Genomic DNA, 21,334 nt, shown 5'->3' on the forward strand with positions numbered 1-21,334 from the left:
CAATTTTTAAAAAATAATAAGTACAAAATTATTTTAATTATTAGAATAAAATTAATTATTAAGCCTTTTTCAACAGTTGTGACAAGAAAGCGTCTATAATAGATATTGGAGAGGTCCCGTGTGGAATCTTTAAAATCAATGAAAGGTAGCGAATGTATGCAGGTATATAAGAATTCATCAGAATTAATAGACCAAATTAGAAAGAGTTATCACCAATTCATTGATCAATATGAAGGTATTACGGATAATGTCGCAGATGAGAGGATCGAGCAAGTCGAGAAGACACCGCGTGAGATGCTTTCGTATCAAGTTGGTTGGATTCACATGATTTTATCATGGGAGAAGGCTGAAGAGGGTGGCCAAGACATCACAACACCAACTCCAGGTTATAAGTGGGATCAGATTAGACAATTGTACGATGATTTTAATGTCAAATATGGTGCCCAAGGCTTGGACAATGAAAAAGATGAGCTGAAGCGAGTAGTTGAGGAATTGATTGATTGGATCAATCAAATGTCACAAGATGAACTATTCAAACCCGGCGAAAGAAAATGGGCAACAACTAAGGCAATGTGGCCTGTATCAAAATGGATCAGAATCAATGCTATTTCACCATTTACAAACTATAGCCGTCAGGTTAAGAAGTGGAAGAACTTCAATCTTAGACAGAGGGCTTAAAAAGGCGGTAAGTCATGAGCATTTACTATCCGTATTAAGCACAGTGACTTGCCTTTTTGTAGCCCGTTTAGGTCGTAGAGAGTGGAACAAAATGCTCAGGTGTTCTCATTTTGGACATACAATAGAACATAGATATTTTAATAAACGAAAAACACTTCTGACAGAATTATCTGATTAGAAGTGTTTTTTTGTTATCATTTTTTCTAATAGAAACAGTTTTTTATTATTACAAAATAATTAATAAAAATGTATAAAGAATAATTTTTTTATCAGTAATAAATGCCGATATAGGTCAGTTAACGGCTATAAATCGGATTAGATATTTAAATTACCATTGAATGATATACAAAATACTATTACAATTAATTTAATTTATTTCTAATAATATGGAGGACAAACTAATGGATTATTCTTATTTTCAGATTAATGAACAGGCTTTGGAAGTTGTTTTTCCCGAGCAGATCAACGTTGAAGAGAACAAGTTAGTCCAGCAGGTTTCCCAGAAACTAATCGAAGAAGAAACAACCGGGGTCACAGGCGTTATTCCCGCATACCATACTTTAACAGTTAACTTTGATTATGATTTGACTAGTTTTAAATTATTAGAAGGTCAGATAGATTCGCTGATTGCATCGTCAAGCGGCGAAAATATGTCAGTCAAAAGAATTGTTGAATTACCAGTCTGTTACGATGAGGAATTTGGTCCGGATCTCGAAGATGTCGCAGAATTTGCTTCTGTTAGCGTTGAGAAATTAATCAAATTGCACACCGGAACAGACTATTTTATTTTTATGATGGGTTTTTTGCCGGGATTTGCATATATGGGATCAGTTCCCGAGCAAATTGCTATGCCAAGATTGAAGGTTCCACGTAAATCGATTGCTCCGGGTAGTGTCGGTATTGCGGGAGCTCAAACAGGGATGTACCCAGTGGAATCACCTGGTGGCTGGCGTTTGATCGGTCGAACTCCGATTCAATTGTATGATCGAAATAATCCAGTATTGAAATATAAGTCGGGTGACTATGTGCGTTTCAAGGCCGTATCCAAGTCTGAATATTATGACATTCAAAAGCAGGACCAGTCAGGTAACTACACTTTGAAAACTATAACGGAAGGCGGAGACATCAATGACTAATATCGTTAAGGTTATCAAATCAGGTCTTTCGACTACGATTCAAGACTTGGGACGAACACGTCATCAAATCGAAGGTTTCCCAGAATCTGGAGCAATGGATAAATTCGAATATCAACTTGCCAATTTATTAGTCAATAATCACAAGAATGATGCCTCATTGGAGTTTGTTATGACGGGACCAACTTTGAAGTTTGAGTGTGATTCTTTTATTGCCTTAACAGGTGGTCAAATGCATGCCAAGCTGAATGGACAACGTATTTTGAAGAATAGAGCTATCCAAGTTAATGCAGGTTCGATTCTGGAATGTGGACCAATGGAAACTGGTAATTATGGTTATATAGCTTTTTCTAATGGTGGGATAGTTACTCAACCAGTCTTGGACAGTCGTTCGACTACGTTACGTACCCAAATGGGTGGTATTCAAGGACGTGCTTTAATCGCTGGTGACAACTTACCAATTCGTGACAGTGTCATCATGCCAAGTCTGCAATCAAGAAGGATTGATTGGGATGTTGAAACATCTAATTTTATTCGTTTTGTTAAAGGACCGCATTGGCAAATGTTTTCGGATGAAGCACGGAAGCAATTTACGCAACAGAGTTATCGTGTGTCGGAGCAAATGGATCGGATGGGATATCGTTTGAACGGTACTCCTTTACCAGTCCCAAGTAAGAACTTGCTATCTGAAGGAACGGTTTTTGGAAATATTCAAATCACTCGCGATGGTAGTCCAATTGTTTTGTTAGCAGATCGGCAGACGACTGGCGGTTATCCGGTTATTGGTACAGTCATCAAGGCTGATTGGAGCAAGCTGGTCCAAATGAAGATCAATAAGGATTTTCATTTTATTGAGGTCGATATGGATACAGCCATGAATGCTCTAGTGGCGCATCAAAAAATATTAAACGATAATTACGAAAAATGGTATCAAGGTCGATACGTGGAGCCAATTGGTCCACTAAGAAGAAACTCAATTAAGATTGAACGATTGATCAAAAATAATTTGTAAAAGGAGAATATTGAGATGGATTTAAGTAGAGTTGAAAAATTGGTAAAGATGATGCAGGAAGCTGACTTGAGTCATTTAGAAATTGAAGATGATCAAGGACATGTGGTCTTGGACAAAAACATCACAGTTGCTTCAGAGAAAGTAGTTGAGCAGCAGACTTTCGAAAAACAGCCCAGTCAAACTCCAAATAATTCAATCAATGCTCCTTTTGTTGGGACATTTTATGTGTCAGAACAGCCTGATAAAGCACCTTTAGTAAAACCTGGAGATAAAGTAAAAGCTGGACAGCTGATCGGTATCATCGAAGCTATGAAAATGATGAATGAAGTCAAATCCGAAGTAGATGGTACGATCGACAAAATACTAGTTTCGAATGGTGACACAGTGGAATATGATCAGCCACTATTTACGCTGAAGGATTGAGGGTGTGACAGTTGAAGAAAATATTGATTGCGAACCGTGGCGAGATTGCTGTTCGTATTATTCGAGCATGCAAATTGCTGAATATCTGGAGCGTGGCAGTCTATTCAACTGCGGATGCTACAGCGATGCACGTAGCTATGGCAGATGATGCAGTTTGTATCGGCGGTCCTAATCCAGAGGATAGTTATTTGAATCAGCAGAGTATCATTGCGGCGGCGCAAATAACGCATGCAGATGCCATTCACCCCGGATATGGTTTCTTATCAGAGAATGCTGATTTCGCCAAGTTGTGTGAGGAACAAGGTATCAAGTTCATTGGTCCAAGTTCTAAGGTTATCTCGATCATGGGAGAAAAATCAGCGGCACGTAAGACGATGATCAAAGCAGGTGTTCCGGTAATTCCTGGTAGTAAATCGGATTTTACAACCTTTGCGGCGGCACAAGAAGCAGCTGAACAGATTGGTTATCCAGTAATGTTAAAAGCCAGTTCTGGTGGTGGCGGCAAAGGGATGCGTGTCATTGAATCAGATGAAGACTTTCAGAATCAATTTGATCTGGCACAGGCGGAGTCCAAAAATGACTTCGGTGATGATCATATGTATCTCGAGAAGTATTTGCCGCATCCGCGACACATTGAAGTTCAAATTGCGGCTGATCAATTTGGTAACGCCATTGCTATAGGCGAACGTGATTGCAGTTTGCAGCAGCGTCATCAGAAGGTAATTGAAGAGGCACCTGCTAGCACATTGGATGAAGTTACTCGGCAACAGATGTTTGATGTCTCGGTCAAAGCTGCTAAGGATATTCACTATGAGGGTCTGGGTACGATGGAATTCTTGTTCGATGGACCGGAGAAGTTCTATTTCATGGAAATGAATACGAGAGTTCAAGTCGAGCATCCGGTGACTGAATTGACAACTGATGTGGACTTGGTGGACCTACAAATCAAGATTGCTCAAGGAGAACCGATTCCATTCGCAGAAATTTCACGACACAATTTTGCCTTGGAGTGTCGGATCAATGCCAAGACTGCTGGTAAAGTGACTGCATTGCATTTACCTGCTGGGCATGGAATAAGAACCGACAGTGCTTTGTATCAAGGCTATTCAGTTCCACCTAACTATGATTCGATGATTGCCAAGATAATTTCATTTGGTCATGACCGAGAGAGTGCTATTAAGCAAATGGCGGGTGCACTGGATGAAACGGTCATAGGTGGAATCAATACCAATTTGGACTTTTTAACTCAGGTTTTACAGGAGCCTGATTACTTGATCAACCACACCGATATCGGTTGGTTAGATAAATTAACACAATAAATTAAGAGGTAATGACAAATGGCAAAAATAGATTTGAATAGTGATTTGGGCGAAGCATTTGGCAGATACAGTCTAGGGAGAGATTCTGAGATCATTCCTTTAGTAAGTTCAGTCAATATAGCTTGTGGTTATCATGCTGGTGATCCAGACGTTATGGCAACGACGGTCAAACTGGCTGAAGCTGCTGGCGTAGGAATCGGTGCACATCCAGGATTCCCAGATCTTCAAGGATTTGGTCGTCGTAAGATGGATATGAAACCTGATCAGGTCCAGCATATGGTGACTTATCAAGTTGGTGCATTGCAGGCATTTACTAGTGATAAAAGATTACATCACGTTAAGCCGCATGGGGCTTTGTATAATGCTGCTGCAACTGACCACGAGTTGGCTGTAGGTATTTGCCGGGGAATCTATCAAGTAGATCCTAAATTACCAATTTATGGTTTGGCCAATAGTGAATTGATCAAGGCTGCTCAAGAGATTGGCTTGCCATATGCACAAGAAGCTTTTGGAGATCGTAATTATAATGCTGATGGAACTTTGGTAAGCAGAAGTTTGCCAAATGCCGTCATTAAGGATCCTCAAGAAGTTGCTAAACGTGTGGCCGCAATGGTCAATGACCAAGAAATCATTGCTTTGGATGGAACAAAGATACCTCTTAAGCCTGACTCTATCTGTGTTCATGGTGACAATCAGGTGCATTAGATATTGTTAAAGAATTACACGTTGGCTTGAATGACGCGGGGATTGAAATTAAAACCTTTTAAAATTAAATAATAAGTGTGGGGAAAGAGCTTATGAAAAATAAAGAAGAAATTGTGGATGATAAATTAACTACCACTCGTTCCCCAAGAAGTATTGCCATGGGGGCAGCCTTCTTGATGGCTATGGCAGCCGTGGGACCTGGGTTCTTAACTCAAACAGCAACCTTTACTGGACAAATGGGAGCTGATTTTGGATTTGCAATTCTGTTATGTATTATTGTGGATTTCATCGTCCAAATGAATGTTTGGAGAATTATCGTCGTTAGTGGCAAACGTGCTCAGGTTATCGCTAACGAAATCTTGCCAGGTTTGGGATACGTGCTATCATTTCTAGTTGCCGCCGGTGGTTTGTTGTTCAACATTGGTAATATCGGTGGTGCTGGACTAGGTTTAAATGTTCTATTTGGTATTTCTGCTGAAAATGGAGCGGTTATTGCGGCATGTATTGCCATTGCAATTTTCGTTGCGAAGAATGCCATGACTGTTATGGATCGAACCGTTCAGTTGTTGGCGGTTGTAAAAATTGCTATTTTAATTTATATAATTTTTGTTATGGCAGTGCCTTATCAAACCGCTGTAACGCATACCTTTGTACCAACACATATTGATTTTTATTCCATCGTTACAATCGTCGGTGGAACGGTTGGTGGCTATATTTCGTTCTCCGGTGGTCACCGATTGATCGAAGGTGGCTTAAAGGGTGAGAAGGAACTGAAATACGTTAACGAAGGTGCTATTACCGGTATTACTGTAGCCTCATTTATTCGTGTATTGCTATTCTTAGCTGGGTTGGCTGTTGTAACTACAGGGTACAAACTGGATCCAACTAATCCCGCTGCTTCGATTTTTAAGTATGCTGCTGGTAACTTTGGCTATAAATTCTTCGGTATTTTGTTATTTGCTGCCGGGATGACTTCGACTTTGGGATCGACATTTACTTCGATTTCATTCTTGAATTATACGCGTAGTGAAAAATCTGCCAATAAGATGGCCAAATACAATCGAGTTTTTGTTATGGCATTTATTATTATTTCAGCAGCAATCTTTTACTTTGTTGGTAATCCAGCTAAAGTACTAGTTGTCGTGGGAGCAATTAATGGCTTTATTTTGCCGATATCTTTGGCTATTTTATTATTAGCTGCGTATAAACAAAAAATCATTGGGAGTTATCATCACCCAATGATTTTGACAGTAACTGGTTGGATCGTCGTTGCTTTTATGACCTTTGCCAGTGTTGAAACTTTGATTAAATTATTCTAAATATACTTTTGTAACTTCGCCACTGTTAATAATGTGGCGAAGTTTTTTGTTATCTAACAAAACTAGTGAGCCGTCTGCGGCAATGTCGATAGCTTGTCCGATTGTTTCCTGATTGCCATTAGTGATCCTGACAGTTCGAGTTAATGTATCGCATATACGTCGATATTCGGGTAGGAATTCACCAGTCTGATAAGTTTTAAATTGTTCAAAAAAACAATTCAAAATATCAGCGATTATTTTGTTTCTATCAACTGTCGAGTTGTTAGAGATTGATCCAGCAATTGATTTTAATTCGTCAGGAAATTCAATTGTGTTTAAGTTTATACCGATGCCGATAATTAAATTACTTCCGTTATCATTAGGAATATTCTCCGCAAGAATGCTACCGATTTTTTTACTGTTTAGGAGAATGTCGTTGATCCATTTTAGCTTTAAGTTAACTTCAGGGAAACTTCTTTTCAAAGCCTTAACAGTAGTCAATCCTGTCATAGTGGTCAGTAGCCCAGGAATGATTTTATCAGTGGGAATGATGATACTCAGATAAATACCCGTACTTTGAGGTGAATAGAAATCACGTTGGAAACGGCCATAACCATTAGTCTGCGCTTCAGCAATTACAACAGCAGTGTTATTTGGATGTGTAGCGATGTATTCTTTAGAAAAGGTATTAGTAGAATCAATTTTGTCGAACTTTAAGATATTGATGGGGGTGTTCAATCGTGCTTGAATCTCTGATCTGCTTAGCGGTTTATTTGTCATTTTCATTCCTCTTAATAGTAGTTTATCATTATTAATTTTATGAATTGAGTACAATTATCCAATTGGTATAACTGGTATAATAGGCCTATGTATTATTAACTGAAGATAAGCTGGAGAAATTATGAGTGGGTATATTGGAGTCGACTTAGGTGGTAAATCAATAAAGTACGCTGTGATCGACGAGCATGGGAATCTATCGAATAGAAATGAATTATCCGCAACAGGGGATAAGGAAGAAGTATTGGTAAACCTTCAAAATGCGTTGTTTGATTTGGACCAAGAAGCTGGAGAGTTTGAAGGTGTGGCAGTCAGTGTTTCCGGAATAGTTCAGGATAATGGTTTACTGACCACTGCGGGTATTGTTAAGCCATTGTATGATGTCAACTTGAAGGATATTTTGGAAGAAAAGACGGAATTGCCGGTATATATCGAGAACAATGCTAATGCCGTAGCTATTGCTGAAAAATGGTTAGGAGTAGCAAGGGATTACCATGACTACGTTGGCCTGTTGCTAGATGTTGGTGCCGGTGGGGCAATTATTATTAATGATAAGATTTATCATGGAGCCCATTCTCGAGCCGGTGAGTTTGGATGGATGCTGACGGATGAAGATGATATTGATACGGAAATGGGTTCTCTGAATTACCGTGGTGCACCAGTTCTAGGGTTATTGCGCCGTTATAATCAATATACTGATTACGGCGCCACTAGTCCCGAAATGGTCATCAACCGTGCTAATGGTGGAGAGCCGTTAGCCAGTGCGGTGCTTAAGAGTTATTGCCATAGTTTGGCCAAAGAAATAATCAATCTCAATATGGCATTTGATCCTGAAGCGGTAGTTCTTAGCGGCAATATTGTCAAAAATGAAAAGTTCATGGAAAAATTAGAACAGGAAGTAACTCGGATCCAAAAATCGCGCAATAGTATTGCCTCAATGAGTGTTCCCAATATTGTTGCGGCAAAATTGGACAGCGGTGATGCGAAGATGATCGGTGCTGTTTATCAATTGATTCAAGAGATAAAATCGTAATTACAAGAGTTCAGTCAACAACGGCTGAGCTCTTTTTTTCTACTCGAATAGATTCGGCCAATGTTTTTGGTAATAGCTGTTTGGTACCAGTTCTTAAGTTAAAAATTATGATACTGTCTTCAGCCACACTTAATAGTTGAACTGTGTCTTGTAATTTAACGTCAATAGTTTCCAGAATACTGAAGATATAACTGTCCTCTGCAAAGCTTTTGACCGTATATTTCTGATTCGATACAAGATTATCAGCTAGTGTTATTTGATTGTCAGTAATCATTTTTGCATTGTTGGGGATGATATTTCCGTGTGGACAAAATTTTGGATAGTTTAATCGATCATTTAGTCGGTCGATAAATTGTTTGTTGATTTTGTTGGTAAGAATATCAGATTCCTTGTGTGCAGATTTCAATGAGAAATCGAGATCATTAACTAACCAAACTTCAATTAACCGCTGCTGCTGTATATAGGGATTGATGATCATGATACCTTTATTGGTTAATTTAGATCCGTAATACTTCGTATATGATAGCAAGTCAGTATTTTTAGATATACTTTTAGTTCGCTCAGTAACCGAAGCATTACTAAGATGTGCTTTTTTTGCAATATCTCCATTACTGACGTTATGCAAAGAACCACCTAATTCATATATTAATTTCAAAAAATCCAAGTCACTCATTATTAATCACCAGCATATCTTTTAAATAAACTAAGCATATTTTTATTTGTAGATTATGTCAACTCATAAATTAGTCGTACCTAACAAAAATATTTAAGAAAATAAATTATTTTGTATAAAATGAGTTTTTTACCTTGCCGTATTGTCAATATATCTCCTGGTGTATACAGCTTTCATAATTATTTTCACTTAATTATCCAAGATTGACAATCGTTGATATCTGGATATGGTTATCGCTTTCAAAAATGAAGACAATGTCACTTTATTTATGACTTTTTATTAGCTACTCCTAAAAAAATCTTTACAGATAGTTAATTTGGGATAGAATAAGGGGCGTAGAAGGGAGCGATTAAAGTGACAGAAACTAAAAATAGTTTTAAAAGAGTTTTAGTAGGTGTAGATGATTCTGATGATGCTCAATTGGCATTTCGCTATGCAATGAGACGTTGTATCAGGGATGATTCCACATTGATCATTACTTCAATTTTGGAGAATGATGAAATGAATGTTTATCAAGCTTTAACTAAAGATTATGTCCATGGTGAACGAGCAGAACTCGACAAACACATATTAGAGTATCGTGATGTAGCTTTGCATGCGGGTGTGAAAAAGGTCGAAGCCATCGTCGCCGAAGGAGATCCGGGTGAAACTATTGTTAAGAAGGTTATTCCTAGTTCAGAAGCTGACTTGTTGGTTATCGGTTCATTATCAAAACGAGGGATACGCAAGTACTTTGGCTCACAAGCAGCTTATATGGCAAAGTATTCACCGATATCTATAATGATCGTTCGTTGAAAATTAAATATATCAGTTAGAATTAAGGAGATTAATTTATGGCAGAGGAAAATGAGACTCCACGTAAGCACAAACTTATCCAATATGCGAATGGTCCTTCACTAGAAGAGATCAATGGTACGGTTTCAGTGCCAAAGGATAAGGGATTTATTAAGACATTATTAGCTTATTCAGGACCAGGTGCACTAGTTGCGGTTGGTTATATGGACCCTGGTAATTGGTCAACATCAATTACTGGTGGTCAAAATTTCCAGTATTTACTAATGTCAGTTATTCTAATTTCTAGTTTAATTGCCATGTTATTACAATATATGGCAGCTAAACTAGGGATTGTAAGCAGTATGGATTTGGCGCAAGCATTAGAGCCAGAACGAGTAAGGCATTAGGAATCGTCTTGTGGATCCTAACAGAATTCGCAATTATGGCGACGGATATCGCCGAAGTTATCGGTGCAGCTATCGCATTGTACTTGTTATTTCACATCCCATTAGTAATAGCGGTATTCATTACGGTGTTGGATGTTTTAGTATTGTTATTATTAACCAAAATTGGTTTTAGAAAAATCGAAGCAATTGTTGTTTGCTTGATTTTAGTTATTTTATTCGTCTTTGTTTATCAAGTTGCACTATCTAACCCCGATTGGGGTGGCGTTATCAGTGGATTAGTTCCTAATGCTAGAACTTTTTCGACTGGTGAAAAAATCGCTGGTATGACACCATTGAGTGGTGCTTTGGGTATTATTGGTGCGACTGTCATGCCTCATAATTTGTACTTGCACTCAGCTATTTCCCAGACACGTAAAGTTGACCACGATGATGAAGAATCAGTTGCCCAGAACGTTAAGTTCTCAGCTTGGGATTCAAATATTCAATTAACAGCCGCATTCTTCGTCAATGCCTTGCTACTGATCATGGGTGTTGCGGTATTTAAGACTGGTTCAGTCAAAGATCCTTCATTCTTTGGATTGTATGAAGCATTATCAGATACATCTACTATGAGTAATAATATTTTGATCAGTGTTGCCAAGTCAGGTGTGTTATCAACGTTATTCGCTGTTGCTTTACTAGCATCTGGTCAAAACTCAACTATCACTGGTACATTAACAGGTCAAGTTATCATGGAAGGTTTCGTTCACATGAAGATGCCTCTATGGTTGAGAAGATTAGTAACACGTTTGATTTCAGTTATTCCTGTTTTGATTTGTGTTATGTTGACTAGTGGTAAGAGTGCTATTGATGAGCACACCGCATTGAACAATTTAATGAATAATTCACAGGTCTTCTTGGCATTTGCATTGCCATTCTCAATGTTGCCATTGCTGATGATGACAGATAGTGAAGAAGAAATGGGACATCGATTCAAGAATAGTTTGTGGGTCAAGGTTCTTGGTTGGTTCTCCGTTGTAGGATTAACAATTTTGAACCTTATCAGTTTGCCAGATCAAATTTTGGCATTCTTCGGTGATCATCCCACAGCAACTGATCAAACCATGTCCAATGTTATTGCCTATGTATTGATCTTTGCTGTGTTGGCCTTGTTGGTCTGGACGGTAGTCGATCTACATCACGGTAATAAAAAATTAAGAGCACAGGTTGCACAAGCAAAACTTGCTGCTGAAGAATAGAATTCAAAAGGCCCAGATTGCATTGCGCAATCTGAGCCTTTTTTTATGTTTATTTTTTGATTTTTTCTGCTTTGGGTGCGATTCGGTAGTTATCTTTCACGAACCATAAAGCACCGGCGACTAATAAAATGCTTGATACGACTAGGAAAATTCTACCAAGATGAAATTCTGGATTTACCGTCATTTCCAAAACAGCCAGTATCATTGATATCAATAGCAAAATAGATGTTCTTTTTAAGATCATTAGACGTCGTCCCCCTTAAACTTTTTTAGTAAAAGAATTATAACAGAAAACGTTTTGGAGAGGGAAGAAAAATGTTGTTATTTATTTGGGAAAGATTAAAAAGATTCCAAAGAAGAAAACTGCCGTGCCGACTGATAATAGTAGATAATATATTGATTCTTTCTTAGCTTTGAATGATATTGTAGCGACTGCGATACCGATTATAAATACTAAAATAGCGAAAAATACTTGCATATTATCATCTCCTTGATTTTGGTAGTCTTTCATTTTAATTATATCTAAGTTAAAATGTATAAGGCTTTTTGTAACAAATTATTTTTAAAAATTTAAGAAGTCAAAAATTAAATTGCAAATTTCCATAATTATCTTTTTCATTACACGAAATATCCTTATACTAATACTAATGAGGGTACTTCTTTTTTAGGGGAAACGTAAATGGCTGTATTAAAACGAGTTTTTTCAGACAAGGTTCTGTGGATTGCTGGGGCAGCAGCAATCCTCACTTCCATCTTTATAAGTCCACCGCAATTAATGGATATCAATTGGAAAACAATTGCTTCATTAACTTCAATGATGATCATTATTCAAATTTATGATTATCTTGATTTTTTGAAATACTATGCGGCGTACTTAACACATAAGGCAAAAACCACACGACAGATGATGCTGATGTTAGCTAGTATAGCATTTTTTGGAGCCATGTTCTTAACAAATGACGTGGCGATTCTGACGTTGGTTCCTTTGTATTATCAACTTTCAAAACATTTGAAAATAAATCCGATATTTCCCGTCATTATTATTGCGATGGCGGCGAACTTAGGTAGTATTTTCACACCGTTTGGTAATACACATAACTTGTTCCTGCTGACACATTTTGACCTTGGTATTAAACAATTCTTCATCATGTCAGCACCAATAACGATTATTAATTTTTTGGCTATCTTCCTATTAACTAGGTTCTTCCCAAAAGACAAAGTAGAATTGAGTGCTTTACCGACCGTTGAGTTAAATATTCCTAGTTTGAGTTTGACAGTTTTTGTTACTGTAGTGATTTTCTTAGGAATCTTCTCAGTTATTCCTATGTGGGGTTCGCTGATTGCCGCAATCTTGTTGGTGATCTTCATCAATCCTCATATTTTGGAATCAGTGGATTATTCGATCGTGTTGATATTCATGTGCTTCTTCATAGCAGTTGGGAATATCAATCGTGAACCTTCGATTGTTAACCACTTGCACGATTTTATTCAAACAAGAGGCAGCACTTATCTAACGTCGATCATCACCAGTCAATTTATCAGTAATGTTCCAACAACCATCTTAGTTTCCAAGTTTTCAAAATACGTTCACGCGATTTTCTTAGGTACAAATATCGGTGGACTAGGTTCAGTAGTGGCCTCACTGGCTAACTTATTGGCCTTTAAACAATATAGATTCTTCTTCAAGGAAAATCCTGGTAAGTATCTAGCAGTTTTTGGTGGTATCAACTTCACAATGTTGATTATCATTGGTACTATCGGATATTTCTTAATTGATTTTGGACTTTAGACAGAGCTTCACACAATGTGTGAGGTTCTTTTTTTGTCATTTTGATATACTTAGGGAAAATGTCGCAGGGGGATGTATGGACAAAGTAGAGAAACTACCTGAGAGTATCAAAGTTATTTGGAGGATCCACGCAATAATAGAATTTGTTGTATTCCTAGTAATCGTTCAAGCTGTAAGCTTGATCAAGCTCACAATGCCAAATAATATTCGCAGTTATTTCAATATTGGGGAAGGAATCGTTATTGCACTCGGTGTATTATTTTTAATTTTGAGTTTTGTCTGGGTCATTTATCTGTGGAACTTCTGGACATATTATATTGACGAACGCCAAGTTCAACTTCACAGTGGTTATTTTTTTAGGAAACAGGTGATTATTCCTATAGCTAGAGTACAAAATGTCACTCTTAAGCAGGGTCCTATCTTAAAATCGAAGAATCTTCAAAAAGTTGTCATCGTAACGGCTGCCGGTAGAAGTGAAATTGACGGTCTTGAGTCGGAACAAGCTGACCAGTTGAAGGAAACAATTATGAAGCTGGCTCAGGAGGCCAAAAATGACATCTGATCCTAAGCGACTCCATCCGGCAGCAATATTGTTTTTCTTATATAAGGATCTAAAGAACTGGATCGTTCCGGCAATCATATTTGTAGTTGCGGTTTATAATCAATCCAAGTTATGGTCGATATTAGGATTATTCGCCTTATTGCTTCTGATCACAGCAGTGGATATTATTAGATATCGTACTTTTAGTTATCAGTTTTTTGATGATGAGATTTTGGTCAGAAGCGGAATTTTTGTCAAAAAGGTTAATCATATTCCGTATGATCGAATTCAAAACATTACCGCTAATCAGTGGTTCTTCTTGAGACCTTTCAAATTAGAAGAATTGGAAATAGAAACGGCCGGTCATTCTGAAGGACCAGAGGTAAGCTTGGTAGCCGTCCCTGTGAAACTGAAGGACGAACTAAATCATTATCGACAACAATTCAATTCGGAAGAAGTTACGCAAAATGTTTCACAGGAAACTTTTTCGATGGAAAAACCTATTAAACAGGGGATCACAGAGTATTCCATAACTTGGCGTGAACTTCTCAAGTTTTCATTGACTTCACCGGCATTCTTGTCAGGATTATTAGTTGTTCTGGCTTTTTATGGTAAAGTTCAGCAGTCCTTAAGCAAGCAATTTTATGAAGCCGCTGCGAATGAGTTTGTTCACTTAGGCTGGATCTTAGTTGTGATCGGTTTGATAATTATTTTGTTATTTTTCTATCTAATCTCAGTACTCGTTTTGATTGCCAAGTATTATCATTTTCATTTGGAGAAGGAAGATAGTCAGTTCAGAATGCAATATGGTTTTTTCAAAGCCAAGAAGACTAGTATTTCTCAAAATAGAATTCAAGCAGTAGTAGTTAAACAAACCCTATTGCGAAGGATGTTACACATTGCTTCAGTTAAGCTGGTGATTATTTCTAATTCTAAGAAGGGTGAAACGGAGAAAGATATCGTTGTTATGCCGGTCATTGAAACCGCCAAGTTGAATGACTTTTTGAAAAAATTCTTTCCGCATATTCCAGTTGATGAGTTGAAAGTGAAACCTGCGGCTGCGAAGACTTACTATTATGACTTGCGTAATGCAATGATTTTTAGTGTCATAACTGATATAGTTCTAGGATCGATAATGTTTAAGTTGTCAGTCTGGTGGTTAGTAGCAATCGTGATCGTGTCGGCATTGTTCTGGTTGCCGCCAGCATATCTGAACGCTAGACGTGCACGTATAACGTTGATGAATGATGATTATGTCTTTTTGCAGAATAATCAAGTTACCTCGAAGAATTCATATTTTGTACCTAAGAGTAGTATTCAGTTATTAGAACGACGTCAAAGCGTTTGGTTGAGTAACAAAAAGTTTGCTCATATATTATTGAATTGCCGTTCGGGGATTGAAACTCGAGTTTTAAAAGTTAAATATTTACCACAAGAGCAGATCGATGAAGTTGTTGCGTGGTACAAAAAAGGAGCTAACTCTTAATTGAGTCAGCTCCTTTAATTTAATATTCATTTTCAGCGATTTTATCTAAGGTGTCTTTGGAAGGAATGAAGAATAAGTTACCAGTTATCGGCGTACTGAAGTCGAGTAGACGATCACTCTTAGTGAACATGTTGTTGAGCATACGATTGGTAATTGAGAAGTCCTTCGAATAACCAATGAAGTATGTACCCTTAATATCCTTAGCTGGTTCCGAATAAGGGACGTTCATACGAACGATCTTGTGTTCAACACCGCCTTCTTCATCTTTAGAGGCAACGTTGTGCGCATTCGGTAGTTTCTTTTCATCAGCTAATTCACGGTCGTTGAACTTGTGGCGTCCAATAGACTTCTCTTGGTCTTCAGTCTTTAGAGCGTCCCAAGCTTCCATATTGTGAGTGTATTTTTGGGCGAAGGCATATGATCCATTGACGAATTCTGGATCTTCATCTTCGTCGATCAAAGTATAATCCATTGATTCGATTCCAGCGGGATTCTCAGTTCCATCAATGAATCCAATAATGGCGCGACCTTCGAAGTAACGGAAACCATGAGTCTCGTCTTCAACAGTTGTAACTGGACGAAGAATACCCATGAATTGATCCATTAATTCGTAACAAACGGCCATTTTGCTGGCACGAACGTGAATGAAAATATCTCCTGGTGTCGAAACAGCTGTATACTTAGGTCCTTTGATCTCTTCGAAAGGTGCCAGTTGTTTAGGCTTCGGTGCATTAGGGAATAAATAATCCCACGCATCAGAACCGAATCCCCAGGCGATGTGTGCTTGAGCTTCAGGTGCGCGAACTCTCATACTGTTGATGATCGAATTCGACATGTCTGAGAATTCTGCTATCGCATCTTTCACTTCAGATTGGTTCTCACGCTTAAGCATGAGAGTAGTAAAAATAACACTTTCTCCAGCGTCCTTATAAACATCTTGAGCACGCTTAATATCAACGGTCATATGATTACCTCCGAGGTTTATTAGTGATTACGCATTAAGCTTATCATATCCGGTCATTAAAAAAACCAATAACCAAGCTATACTTTTTGAGTAGCCAAATTGTAATTATTGAATTAATTTTGACTGATATCAGTCTTTCTTTACTAAAAAGTTAAATTCCCTAAAATAAAATTATTGATTTTGTAACCAATTTGCACAATAATGAGCGATAATAAATAAAGTAATAAAATCCGAAGGGAAGCAATTAAATATGTGTACAAGTATTAGTTATGAATCACTCGACGGAGCAAAGTTTTTATCAAGAACCATGGATTTTGCTTTTGAGTTAAATGGTCAACCTACCTTCTTGCCTAGAAACTATGATTGGGTTTCATCATTTGACGACGCAACTTATCAAACAGACTATGCCATTATGGGTACTGGAGCAAAATACGGTAAGAATTATATGGTTGCTGATGGTTTCAATGAATATGGATTATCAGCTGCTGAATTATATTTCCCACATCAATATGTATATGACGAAAAGCCTACCGATGGAGCCATTAATTTGGTCTCAGAAGAGTTTATCCTCTGGGCATTAGGAAATAACAAGACCATCGATGAATTACGTGAGAACTTAAAAGAAGTTCATATTATCGAATCTGATAAGGGTGTCATGGGTACTAACCAACCATTGCACTGGATCTTCAGTGACCTTTCTGGAGTTACTTATATTATTGAACCAGAAGGCGACGGACTTATTCTTGAAGAAGACAAAATCGGTGTTATGACTAACACACCTGATTTTGATTGGCACAGAACTAACTTGGCCAATTACCTTGGCGCTTCAGTGAATAACTTCAATTCAGCTCAATTCGGGGATGAAGAAATAACTCGTTTGGGCCAAAATGGTACATTTAGATTACCTGGTGGATATACTGCTGTTGACCGCTTTGTCAGAACTGCCTTCAATAGAACACACATTGAAAAGGCTAAGGATGCTGCAGAAGCCGTACCTACGATCTTGCATATCTTGGATAGTGTGGTTGTTCCTAAGGGTGTGAATATTGGTGACCGTGGACCAAGTTATACTCAATATCAAGCAATCCTCGATATGACTAATAAAAAAATGTACTATGTTCCATATTCAAATCAAACAGTCTTTGAAGTAACAATGACTGATGATTTGATTGAGAATCAAACAATCCCTAAGGAATTTAATCTTCCTATGAGTCAGAGTCTTGTTTCACTTGATGAGCAAGTTGAAGAAACTAAATAGATAATGATCAAGACAGCCGCTTGGCTGCCTTTTTTGATGTCCAAAAATATTTTGGAGTGGGTATTATTCTTAAAATGGGATATAATGATTTGGAAAGATAGGAACCATATTAAAAATTGGTACGTCCCAAAGGAGAAACCATGGCGGATTTAATATATCAAAAAATAATCGAATCATTAAAAAAAGAAATAGACAGCGGTGCATTCCCTGATATGCGTTTACCTGACGAAAGGTCTTTGGCGGAGAACTATCATGTTAGCCGCAGCTCGATTAAGCGAGCCTTAGGCAATATGTCGGAACAAGGAATTATTTTCAAGAAACGCGGTGCAGGAACCTTCGTTAATCCATTGTATTTGAAGCAGGATTCATACTTCAATTACAGCGGCAAAAATCTAGGTATCACAGATAGCTTCAAGGCTAATGGTCAAAAACCTGGAATCAAGGTCTTGAGCTTTGATGTTATTCGTCCGGATGAAGAATTACGTGATAACTTATTTTTGAACAAAGGTGAATTCGTATATGCCTTCAAGAGATTGAGGTTACTGGATGAAGTACCGTTCATGGTTGAAACAGGTTATATTCCCATCAAACTTGCTCCAGAATTGTCGGAACAGGTTGCCTCAGAGTCAGTCTTTAACTATGTAGAGTCAGAGTTAGGCAAGGAAGTTAACAAAACTTATCTGACTATTTCGGCGCAGCCTTCAGATGAAGAAGGACAAAAGTTATTGAACTTGAAGAACACTGAACCGGTAGGCATTATGGAAGGTATTTTCTTCCTAAATGATGGAACTCCCTTCGAATTCTCTACCATGAAGTTACATTACAAATATTTTAAATACGATTCATTTGTTGATTTAGATAGGTAGTAAGTGTTTTCTAAAATTGGACCGACCCAATATATTAAATGGTTGACTTTTAGAATAAAACTGGTTATTATATGTTTGTAAACAAATAAGGAGTGTACTGAAATGACAGATTACTCATCAAAAGAATACTTAAATTTAGTTGATAAATACTGGCGTGCAGCTAACTATGTTTCTGTAGGCCAACTTTACTTAAAAGATAATCCATTATTGAAGCGCGATCTTAAAGCTGACGATGTAAAGGTTCACCCAATCGGACACTGGGGTACTATTGCAGGTCAAAACTTTATTTACGCTCATTTAAATCGTGCTATTAACAAGTACGGTGTTAACATGTTCTACATCGAAGGACCAGGACATGGTGGGCAAGTTATGGTTTCTAACTCATACCTTGATGGAAGCTATACTGAAACTTACCCAGAGATCACACAAGATGAAAAAGGTATGCAAAAGTTATTCAAACAATTCTCATTCCCAGGCGGTGTAGCATCACATGCTGCTCCTGAAACACCCGGTTCAATGCATGAAGGTGGAGAGCTTGGTTACTCAATTTCACACGGTGTTGGTGCTATCTTAGATAACCCAGACCAAATTGCCGCAGTTGTTGTTGGTGATGGTGAATCTGAAACAGGTCCACTTGCTACATCATGGTTCTCAAATGTCTTCATCAACCCTGTAAATGATGGTGCTGTATTACCAATCTTGAACCTTAACGGATTTAAGATTTCTAACCCAACTATCCTTTCACGTAAGACTGACGAAGAATTAACAGAATACTTCAAGGGACTTGGATGGGATCCAATGTTCGTTGAAGGTGACGATCCTGAGAAGATGCATCCTGAAATGGCTAAGGTCATGGATGAAGCTATCGAAAAAATCGAAAACATTCAAACTGAGGCTAGAAAACACTCTGCTGAAGATGCTAAGATGCCACATTGGCCAGTTATTATCTTCCGTGCACCAAAAGGTTGGACTGGTCCTAAGACTTGGGATGGTGTTCCTATTGAAGGCTCATTTAGAGCTCACCAAATTCCAATTCCTGTTGACCAAAACGACATGGAACATGCAGATGCTCTAGTTGACTGGATGGAATCATACAAACCAGAGGAACTATTTAACGAAGACGGCAGCTTGAAGTCTGAAATTGCTGAAATGGCTCCAAAGGGTACTAAGAGAATGGCTATGAACCCTATCGTTAACGGTGGTGTTGATCCACAACCTCTTAAATTACCAGACTACAAGAACTATGCTTTGAAGATCGACAAGCCAGGTGAAAAGAACGCCCAAGACATGATCGAGTTAGGTAAGTATCTCAAGGCTGTTATTGAAAACAACTCTAAGAACTTCAGATTATTTGGACCTGACGAAACAATGTCAAACCGTCTATATGACATCTTTGATGCTTCATCACGTCAATGGATGGAAGACGTCAAAGAACCAAACGACCAATATGAAGCACCAGCTGGCCGTATCATCGATTCACAACTTTCAGAACACCAAGCTGAAGGATTCCTAGAAGGTTATGCACTAACAGGCCGTCACGGTATCTTTGCCAGTTACGAAGCATTCTTGAGAGTTGTCGATTCAATGTTGACACAACACTTCAAGTGGTTAAGAAAAGCTGATGAATTGTCATGGAGAAACAAGTACCCATCACTTAACGTCATCGCTACATCAACTGCTTTCCAACAAGATCACAATGGTTATACTCACCAAGACCCAGGTATCATCACTCACTTAGCTGAGAAGAAGCCTGCCTTCATTCGTGAATATTTCCCAGCTGACACAAACTCATTGTTGCCAATCATGCCTAAGATCTTGGATGATCAAGAGAAGATCAACTTGTTAGTTACTTCAAAACAATTACGTCCTCAATTCTATTCAATTGAAGAAGGTCAAGAATTGGCTGATAAGGGTCTCAAGATTATTGATTGGGCTTCTAACGATAACGGTGATCCAGATATTGTCTTCGCTGCTGCCGGTACAGAACCTAACCTTGAATCACTTGCTGCTATCAGTATCTTGCGTAAGGAAATGCCAGAGCTTAAGATCAGATTCGTCAACGTTGTTGACTTATTGAAGTTGAGATCACCAGAAGTTGACCCTCGTGGTTTGACTGATGAAGAGTTCAACGAAATCTTTACAATTGATAAGCCAGTATTGTTCGCATTCCATGGTTTCGAAGATATCATCAAAGACATCTTCTTCGACCGTGACAACCACAACCTGTTCGTTCATGGTTATCGTGAAAATGGTGATATCACTACACCATTCGATATGCGTGTTGTAAATGAAATGGACCGTTTCCACTTGGCTGAAGAAGCTGCAGTTGCTGTTGAAGGTGACAAGGCTAATGACTTCGCCGATAAGATGGAAGCAGAAGTTGATAAGCACAACAAGTACATCCGTGAATACGGTACAGACTTGCCAGAAGTTGAAAACTGGAAATGGGATCTATAAAAGAGAGTGGAGAAAAGCGGTTAACTCCTGAGCATTAGCCTAAGATAAGAATTGATGTGGTTTGTACATCCTTTCTTATCTGTAGCTAAGCGTAGGGAGTTGCTTTTCAGAGCTCGTTTCGAAATCAGAGAGTGGAGAAAGCCGGGAGATTCTGAGCACTGCCTAAGATAGTGAAGGTGCCAACTAAGTTGGTGCATTTACTATCTGTAGCAGGCGCAGGGATCTGGCTTTCGTAACTCGTTTCAGAAAACGTATAAAAACTTAGAGTACAAAAAGGAAGGCACCCTAGAGCTTTCCAAATAAATAGCATTCAACCAAAAAGGTTGGATGCTATTTTTAATTAAAAAATTAAGTTGTTCAGTATATAAATACAACTGTATAGTCTATAAATACTGGTACACTGGGAATTGTAAATAAGTTTAAAAATAATTATATAAGTTTAGATTTAATAAAAATTAATAATCAGTTGATAATAATTTGAAGGATTTTGAAAATCCTACGCG

Annotated in this window: 19 protein-coding genes and 2 pseudogenes; 16 read left to right on the forward strand and 5 right to left on the reverse strand. The window is 38.1% G+C overall.

Annotated features, from left to right (window positions below; translation table 11 throughout):
• Positions 1 to 120 precede the first annotated feature (120 nt).
• From JCM14932_RS12755 to JCM14932_RS12785, 7 genes and pseudogenes are all read left to right on the forward strand, one after another.
• Positions 121 to 678, forward strand: coding sequence for a ClbS/DfsB family four-helix bundle protein (locus JCM14932_RS12755; protein WP_235700605.1), 558 nt, complete (start codon positions 121 to 123; stop codon positions 676 to 678).
• Positions 679 to 1,079: 401 nt separating this feature from the next.
• Entirely contained in the window at positions 1,080 to 1,814 is a 735-nt protein-coding gene (pxpB, locus tag JCM14932_RS12760) for a 5-oxoprolinase subunit PxpB (protein ID WP_025025200.1), read from the forward strand.
• Entirely contained in the window at positions 1,807 to 2,823 is a 1,017-nt protein-coding gene (locus tag JCM14932_RS12765) for a 5-oxoprolinase subunit C family protein (protein ID WP_025025201.1), read from the forward strand. Before pxpB ends, JCM14932_RS12765 begins: the two co-directional genes overlap by 8 nt.
• A gap of 15 nt (positions 2,824 to 2,838) precedes the next feature.
• Positions 2,839 to 3,246: an acetyl-CoA carboxylase biotin carboxyl carrier protein gene (locus tag JCM14932_RS12770; protein WP_025025202.1), complete on the forward strand. Its 408-nt coding sequence runs from the start codon at positions 2,839 to 2,841 to the stop codon at positions 3,244 to 3,246.
• 11 nt (positions 3,247 to 3,257) lie between these two features.
• Positions 3,258 to 4,565, forward strand: a complete 1,308-nt coding sequence (locus tag JCM14932_RS12775; protein ID WP_025025203.1) for an acetyl-CoA carboxylase biotin carboxylase subunit — start codon at positions 3,258 to 3,260, stop codon at positions 4,563 to 4,565.
• 18 nt (positions 4,566 to 4,583) lie between these two features.
• Positions 4,584 to 5,332, forward strand: a pseudogene (locus tag JCM14932_RS15650) (LamB/YcsF family protein).
• Between the two features lie 30 nt (positions 5,333 to 5,362).
• Positions 5,363 to 6,589: an NRAMP family divalent metal transporter gene (locus JCM14932_RS12785; RefSeq protein ID WP_025025204.1), complete on the forward strand. Its 1,227-nt coding sequence runs from the start codon at positions 5,363 to 5,365 to the stop codon at positions 6,587 to 6,589.
• Here JCM14932_RS12785 and JCM14932_RS12790 read toward each other — a convergent pair.
• A complete protein-coding gene (locus JCM14932_RS12790) occupies positions 6,581 to 7,348 on the reverse strand; it encodes a biotin--[acetyl-CoA-carboxylase] ligase (protein WP_025025205.1) in 768 nt (255 codons plus the stop codon). The two genes, JCM14932_RS12785 and JCM14932_RS12790, sit on opposite strands and share 9 nt — an antisense overlap.
• 121 nt (positions 7,349 to 7,469) lie before the next feature.
• On the opposite strand from JCM14932_RS12790, the gene JCM14932_RS12795 reads away from it, so the two are divergent.
• Positions 7,470 to 8,378: an ROK family protein gene (locus JCM14932_RS12795; RefSeq protein WP_025025206.1), complete on the forward strand. Its 909-nt coding sequence runs from the start codon at positions 7,470 to 7,472 to the stop codon at positions 8,376 to 8,378.
• A 10-nt stretch (positions 8,379 to 8,388) separates the two neighbouring features.
• On the opposite strand, the gene JCM14932_RS12800 is transcribed toward JCM14932_RS12795, so the two are convergent.
• Positions 8,389 to 9,051: a metal-dependent transcriptional regulator gene (locus JCM14932_RS12800; protein ID WP_025025207.1), complete on the reverse strand. Its 663-nt coding sequence runs from the start codon at positions 9,049 to 9,051 to the stop codon at positions 8,389 to 8,391.
• A 348-nt stretch (positions 9,052 to 9,399) separates the two neighbouring features.
• Between JCM14932_RS12800 and JCM14932_RS12805 the strand changes: the two genes are divergently transcribed.
• Both JCM14932_RS12805 and JCM14932_RS15655 read left to right on the forward strand, forming a co-directional pair.
• Positions 9,400 to 9,846, forward strand: coding sequence for a universal stress protein (locus JCM14932_RS12805; RefSeq protein WP_025025208.1), 447 nt, complete (start codon positions 9,400 to 9,402; stop codon positions 9,844 to 9,846).
• A 38-nt stretch (positions 9,847 to 9,884) separates the two neighbouring features.
• A pseudogene (locus JCM14932_RS15655) lies at positions 9,885 to 11,470 on the forward strand (Nramp family divalent metal transporter).
• A gap of 49 nt (positions 11,471 to 11,519) precedes the next feature.
• On the opposite strand, the gene JCM14932_RS12815 reads toward JCM14932_RS15655, so the two are convergent.
• Positions 11,520 to 11,714 (reverse strand): hypothetical protein, encoded by a 195-nt coding sequence (locus tag JCM14932_RS12815; RefSeq protein ID WP_025025209.1) that lies wholly within the window; start codon positions 11,712 to 11,714, stop codon positions 11,520 to 11,522.
• A gap of 81 nt (positions 11,715 to 11,795) precedes the next feature.
• Entirely contained in the window at positions 11,796 to 11,948 is a 153-nt protein-coding gene (locus tag JCM14932_RS16645) for a DUF6095 family protein (RefSeq protein ID WP_155832138.1), read from the reverse strand.
• 201 nt (positions 11,949 to 12,149) lie between these two features.
• On the opposite strand from JCM14932_RS16645, the gene JCM14932_RS12825 reads away from it, so the two are divergent.
• The 3 genes from JCM14932_RS12825 to JCM14932_RS12835 all read left to right on the forward strand — a co-directional run bounded on the left by JCM14932_RS12825 (position 12,150) and on the right by JCM14932_RS12835 (position 15,286).
• A complete protein-coding gene (locus JCM14932_RS12825; RefSeq protein ID WP_025025210.1) occupies positions 12,150 to 13,259 on the forward strand; it encodes an SLC13 family permease in 1,110 nt (369 codons plus the stop codon).
• A 76-nt stretch (positions 13,260 to 13,335) separates the two neighbouring features.
• A complete protein-coding gene (locus tag JCM14932_RS12830) occupies positions 13,336 to 13,821 on the forward strand; it encodes a PH domain-containing protein (RefSeq protein WP_025025211.1) in 486 nt (161 codons plus the stop codon).
• The gene (locus JCM14932_RS12835; protein WP_025025212.1) at positions 13,811 to 15,286 is read left to right on the forward strand and encodes a PH domain-containing protein; all 1,476 of its coding nucleotides are present in this window, start codon (positions 13,811 to 13,813) and stop codon (positions 15,284 to 15,286) included. Before JCM14932_RS12830 ends, JCM14932_RS12835 begins: the two co-directional genes overlap by 11 nt.
• Positions 15,287 to 15,305: 19 nt before the next feature.
• Here the strand turns inward: JCM14932_RS12835 and JCM14932_RS12840 are convergent, their stop codons facing one another.
• Positions 15,306 to 16,250: a Dyp-type peroxidase gene (locus JCM14932_RS12840; RefSeq protein ID WP_025025213.1), complete on the reverse strand. Its 945-nt coding sequence runs from the start codon at positions 16,248 to 16,250 to the stop codon at positions 15,306 to 15,308.
• A 250-nt stretch (positions 16,251 to 16,500) separates the two neighbouring features.
• On the opposite strand from JCM14932_RS12840, the gene JCM14932_RS12845 reads away from it, so the two are divergent.
• From JCM14932_RS12845 to JCM14932_RS12860, 3 genes are all read left to right on the forward strand, one after another.
• Positions 16,501 to 17,508, forward strand: a complete 1,008-nt coding sequence (locus JCM14932_RS12845; RefSeq protein WP_025025214.1) for a choloylglycine hydrolase family protein — start codon at positions 16,501 to 16,503, stop codon at positions 17,506 to 17,508.
• Positions 17,509 to 17,648: 140 nt separating this feature from the next.
• Positions 17,649 to 18,374: a GntR family transcriptional regulator gene (locus tag JCM14932_RS12855; RefSeq protein WP_025025215.1), complete on the forward strand. Its 726-nt coding sequence runs from the start codon at positions 17,649 to 17,651 to the stop codon at positions 18,372 to 18,374.
• Between the two features lie 102 nt (positions 18,375 to 18,476).
• Positions 18,477 to 20,831, forward strand: coding sequence for a phosphoketolase family protein (locus tag JCM14932_RS12860; RefSeq protein WP_025025216.1), 2,355 nt, complete (start codon positions 18,477 to 18,479; stop codon positions 20,829 to 20,831).
• Positions 20,832 to 21,334: the final 503 nt, after the last annotated feature.

Origin of the sequence: Companilactobacillus nodensis DSM 19682 = JCM 14932 = NBRC 107160 (assembly GCF_000615905.1) — a bacterium.
Lineage (GTDB): Bacteria > Bacillota > Bacilli > Lactobacillales > Lactobacillaceae > Companilactobacillus > Companilactobacillus nodensis.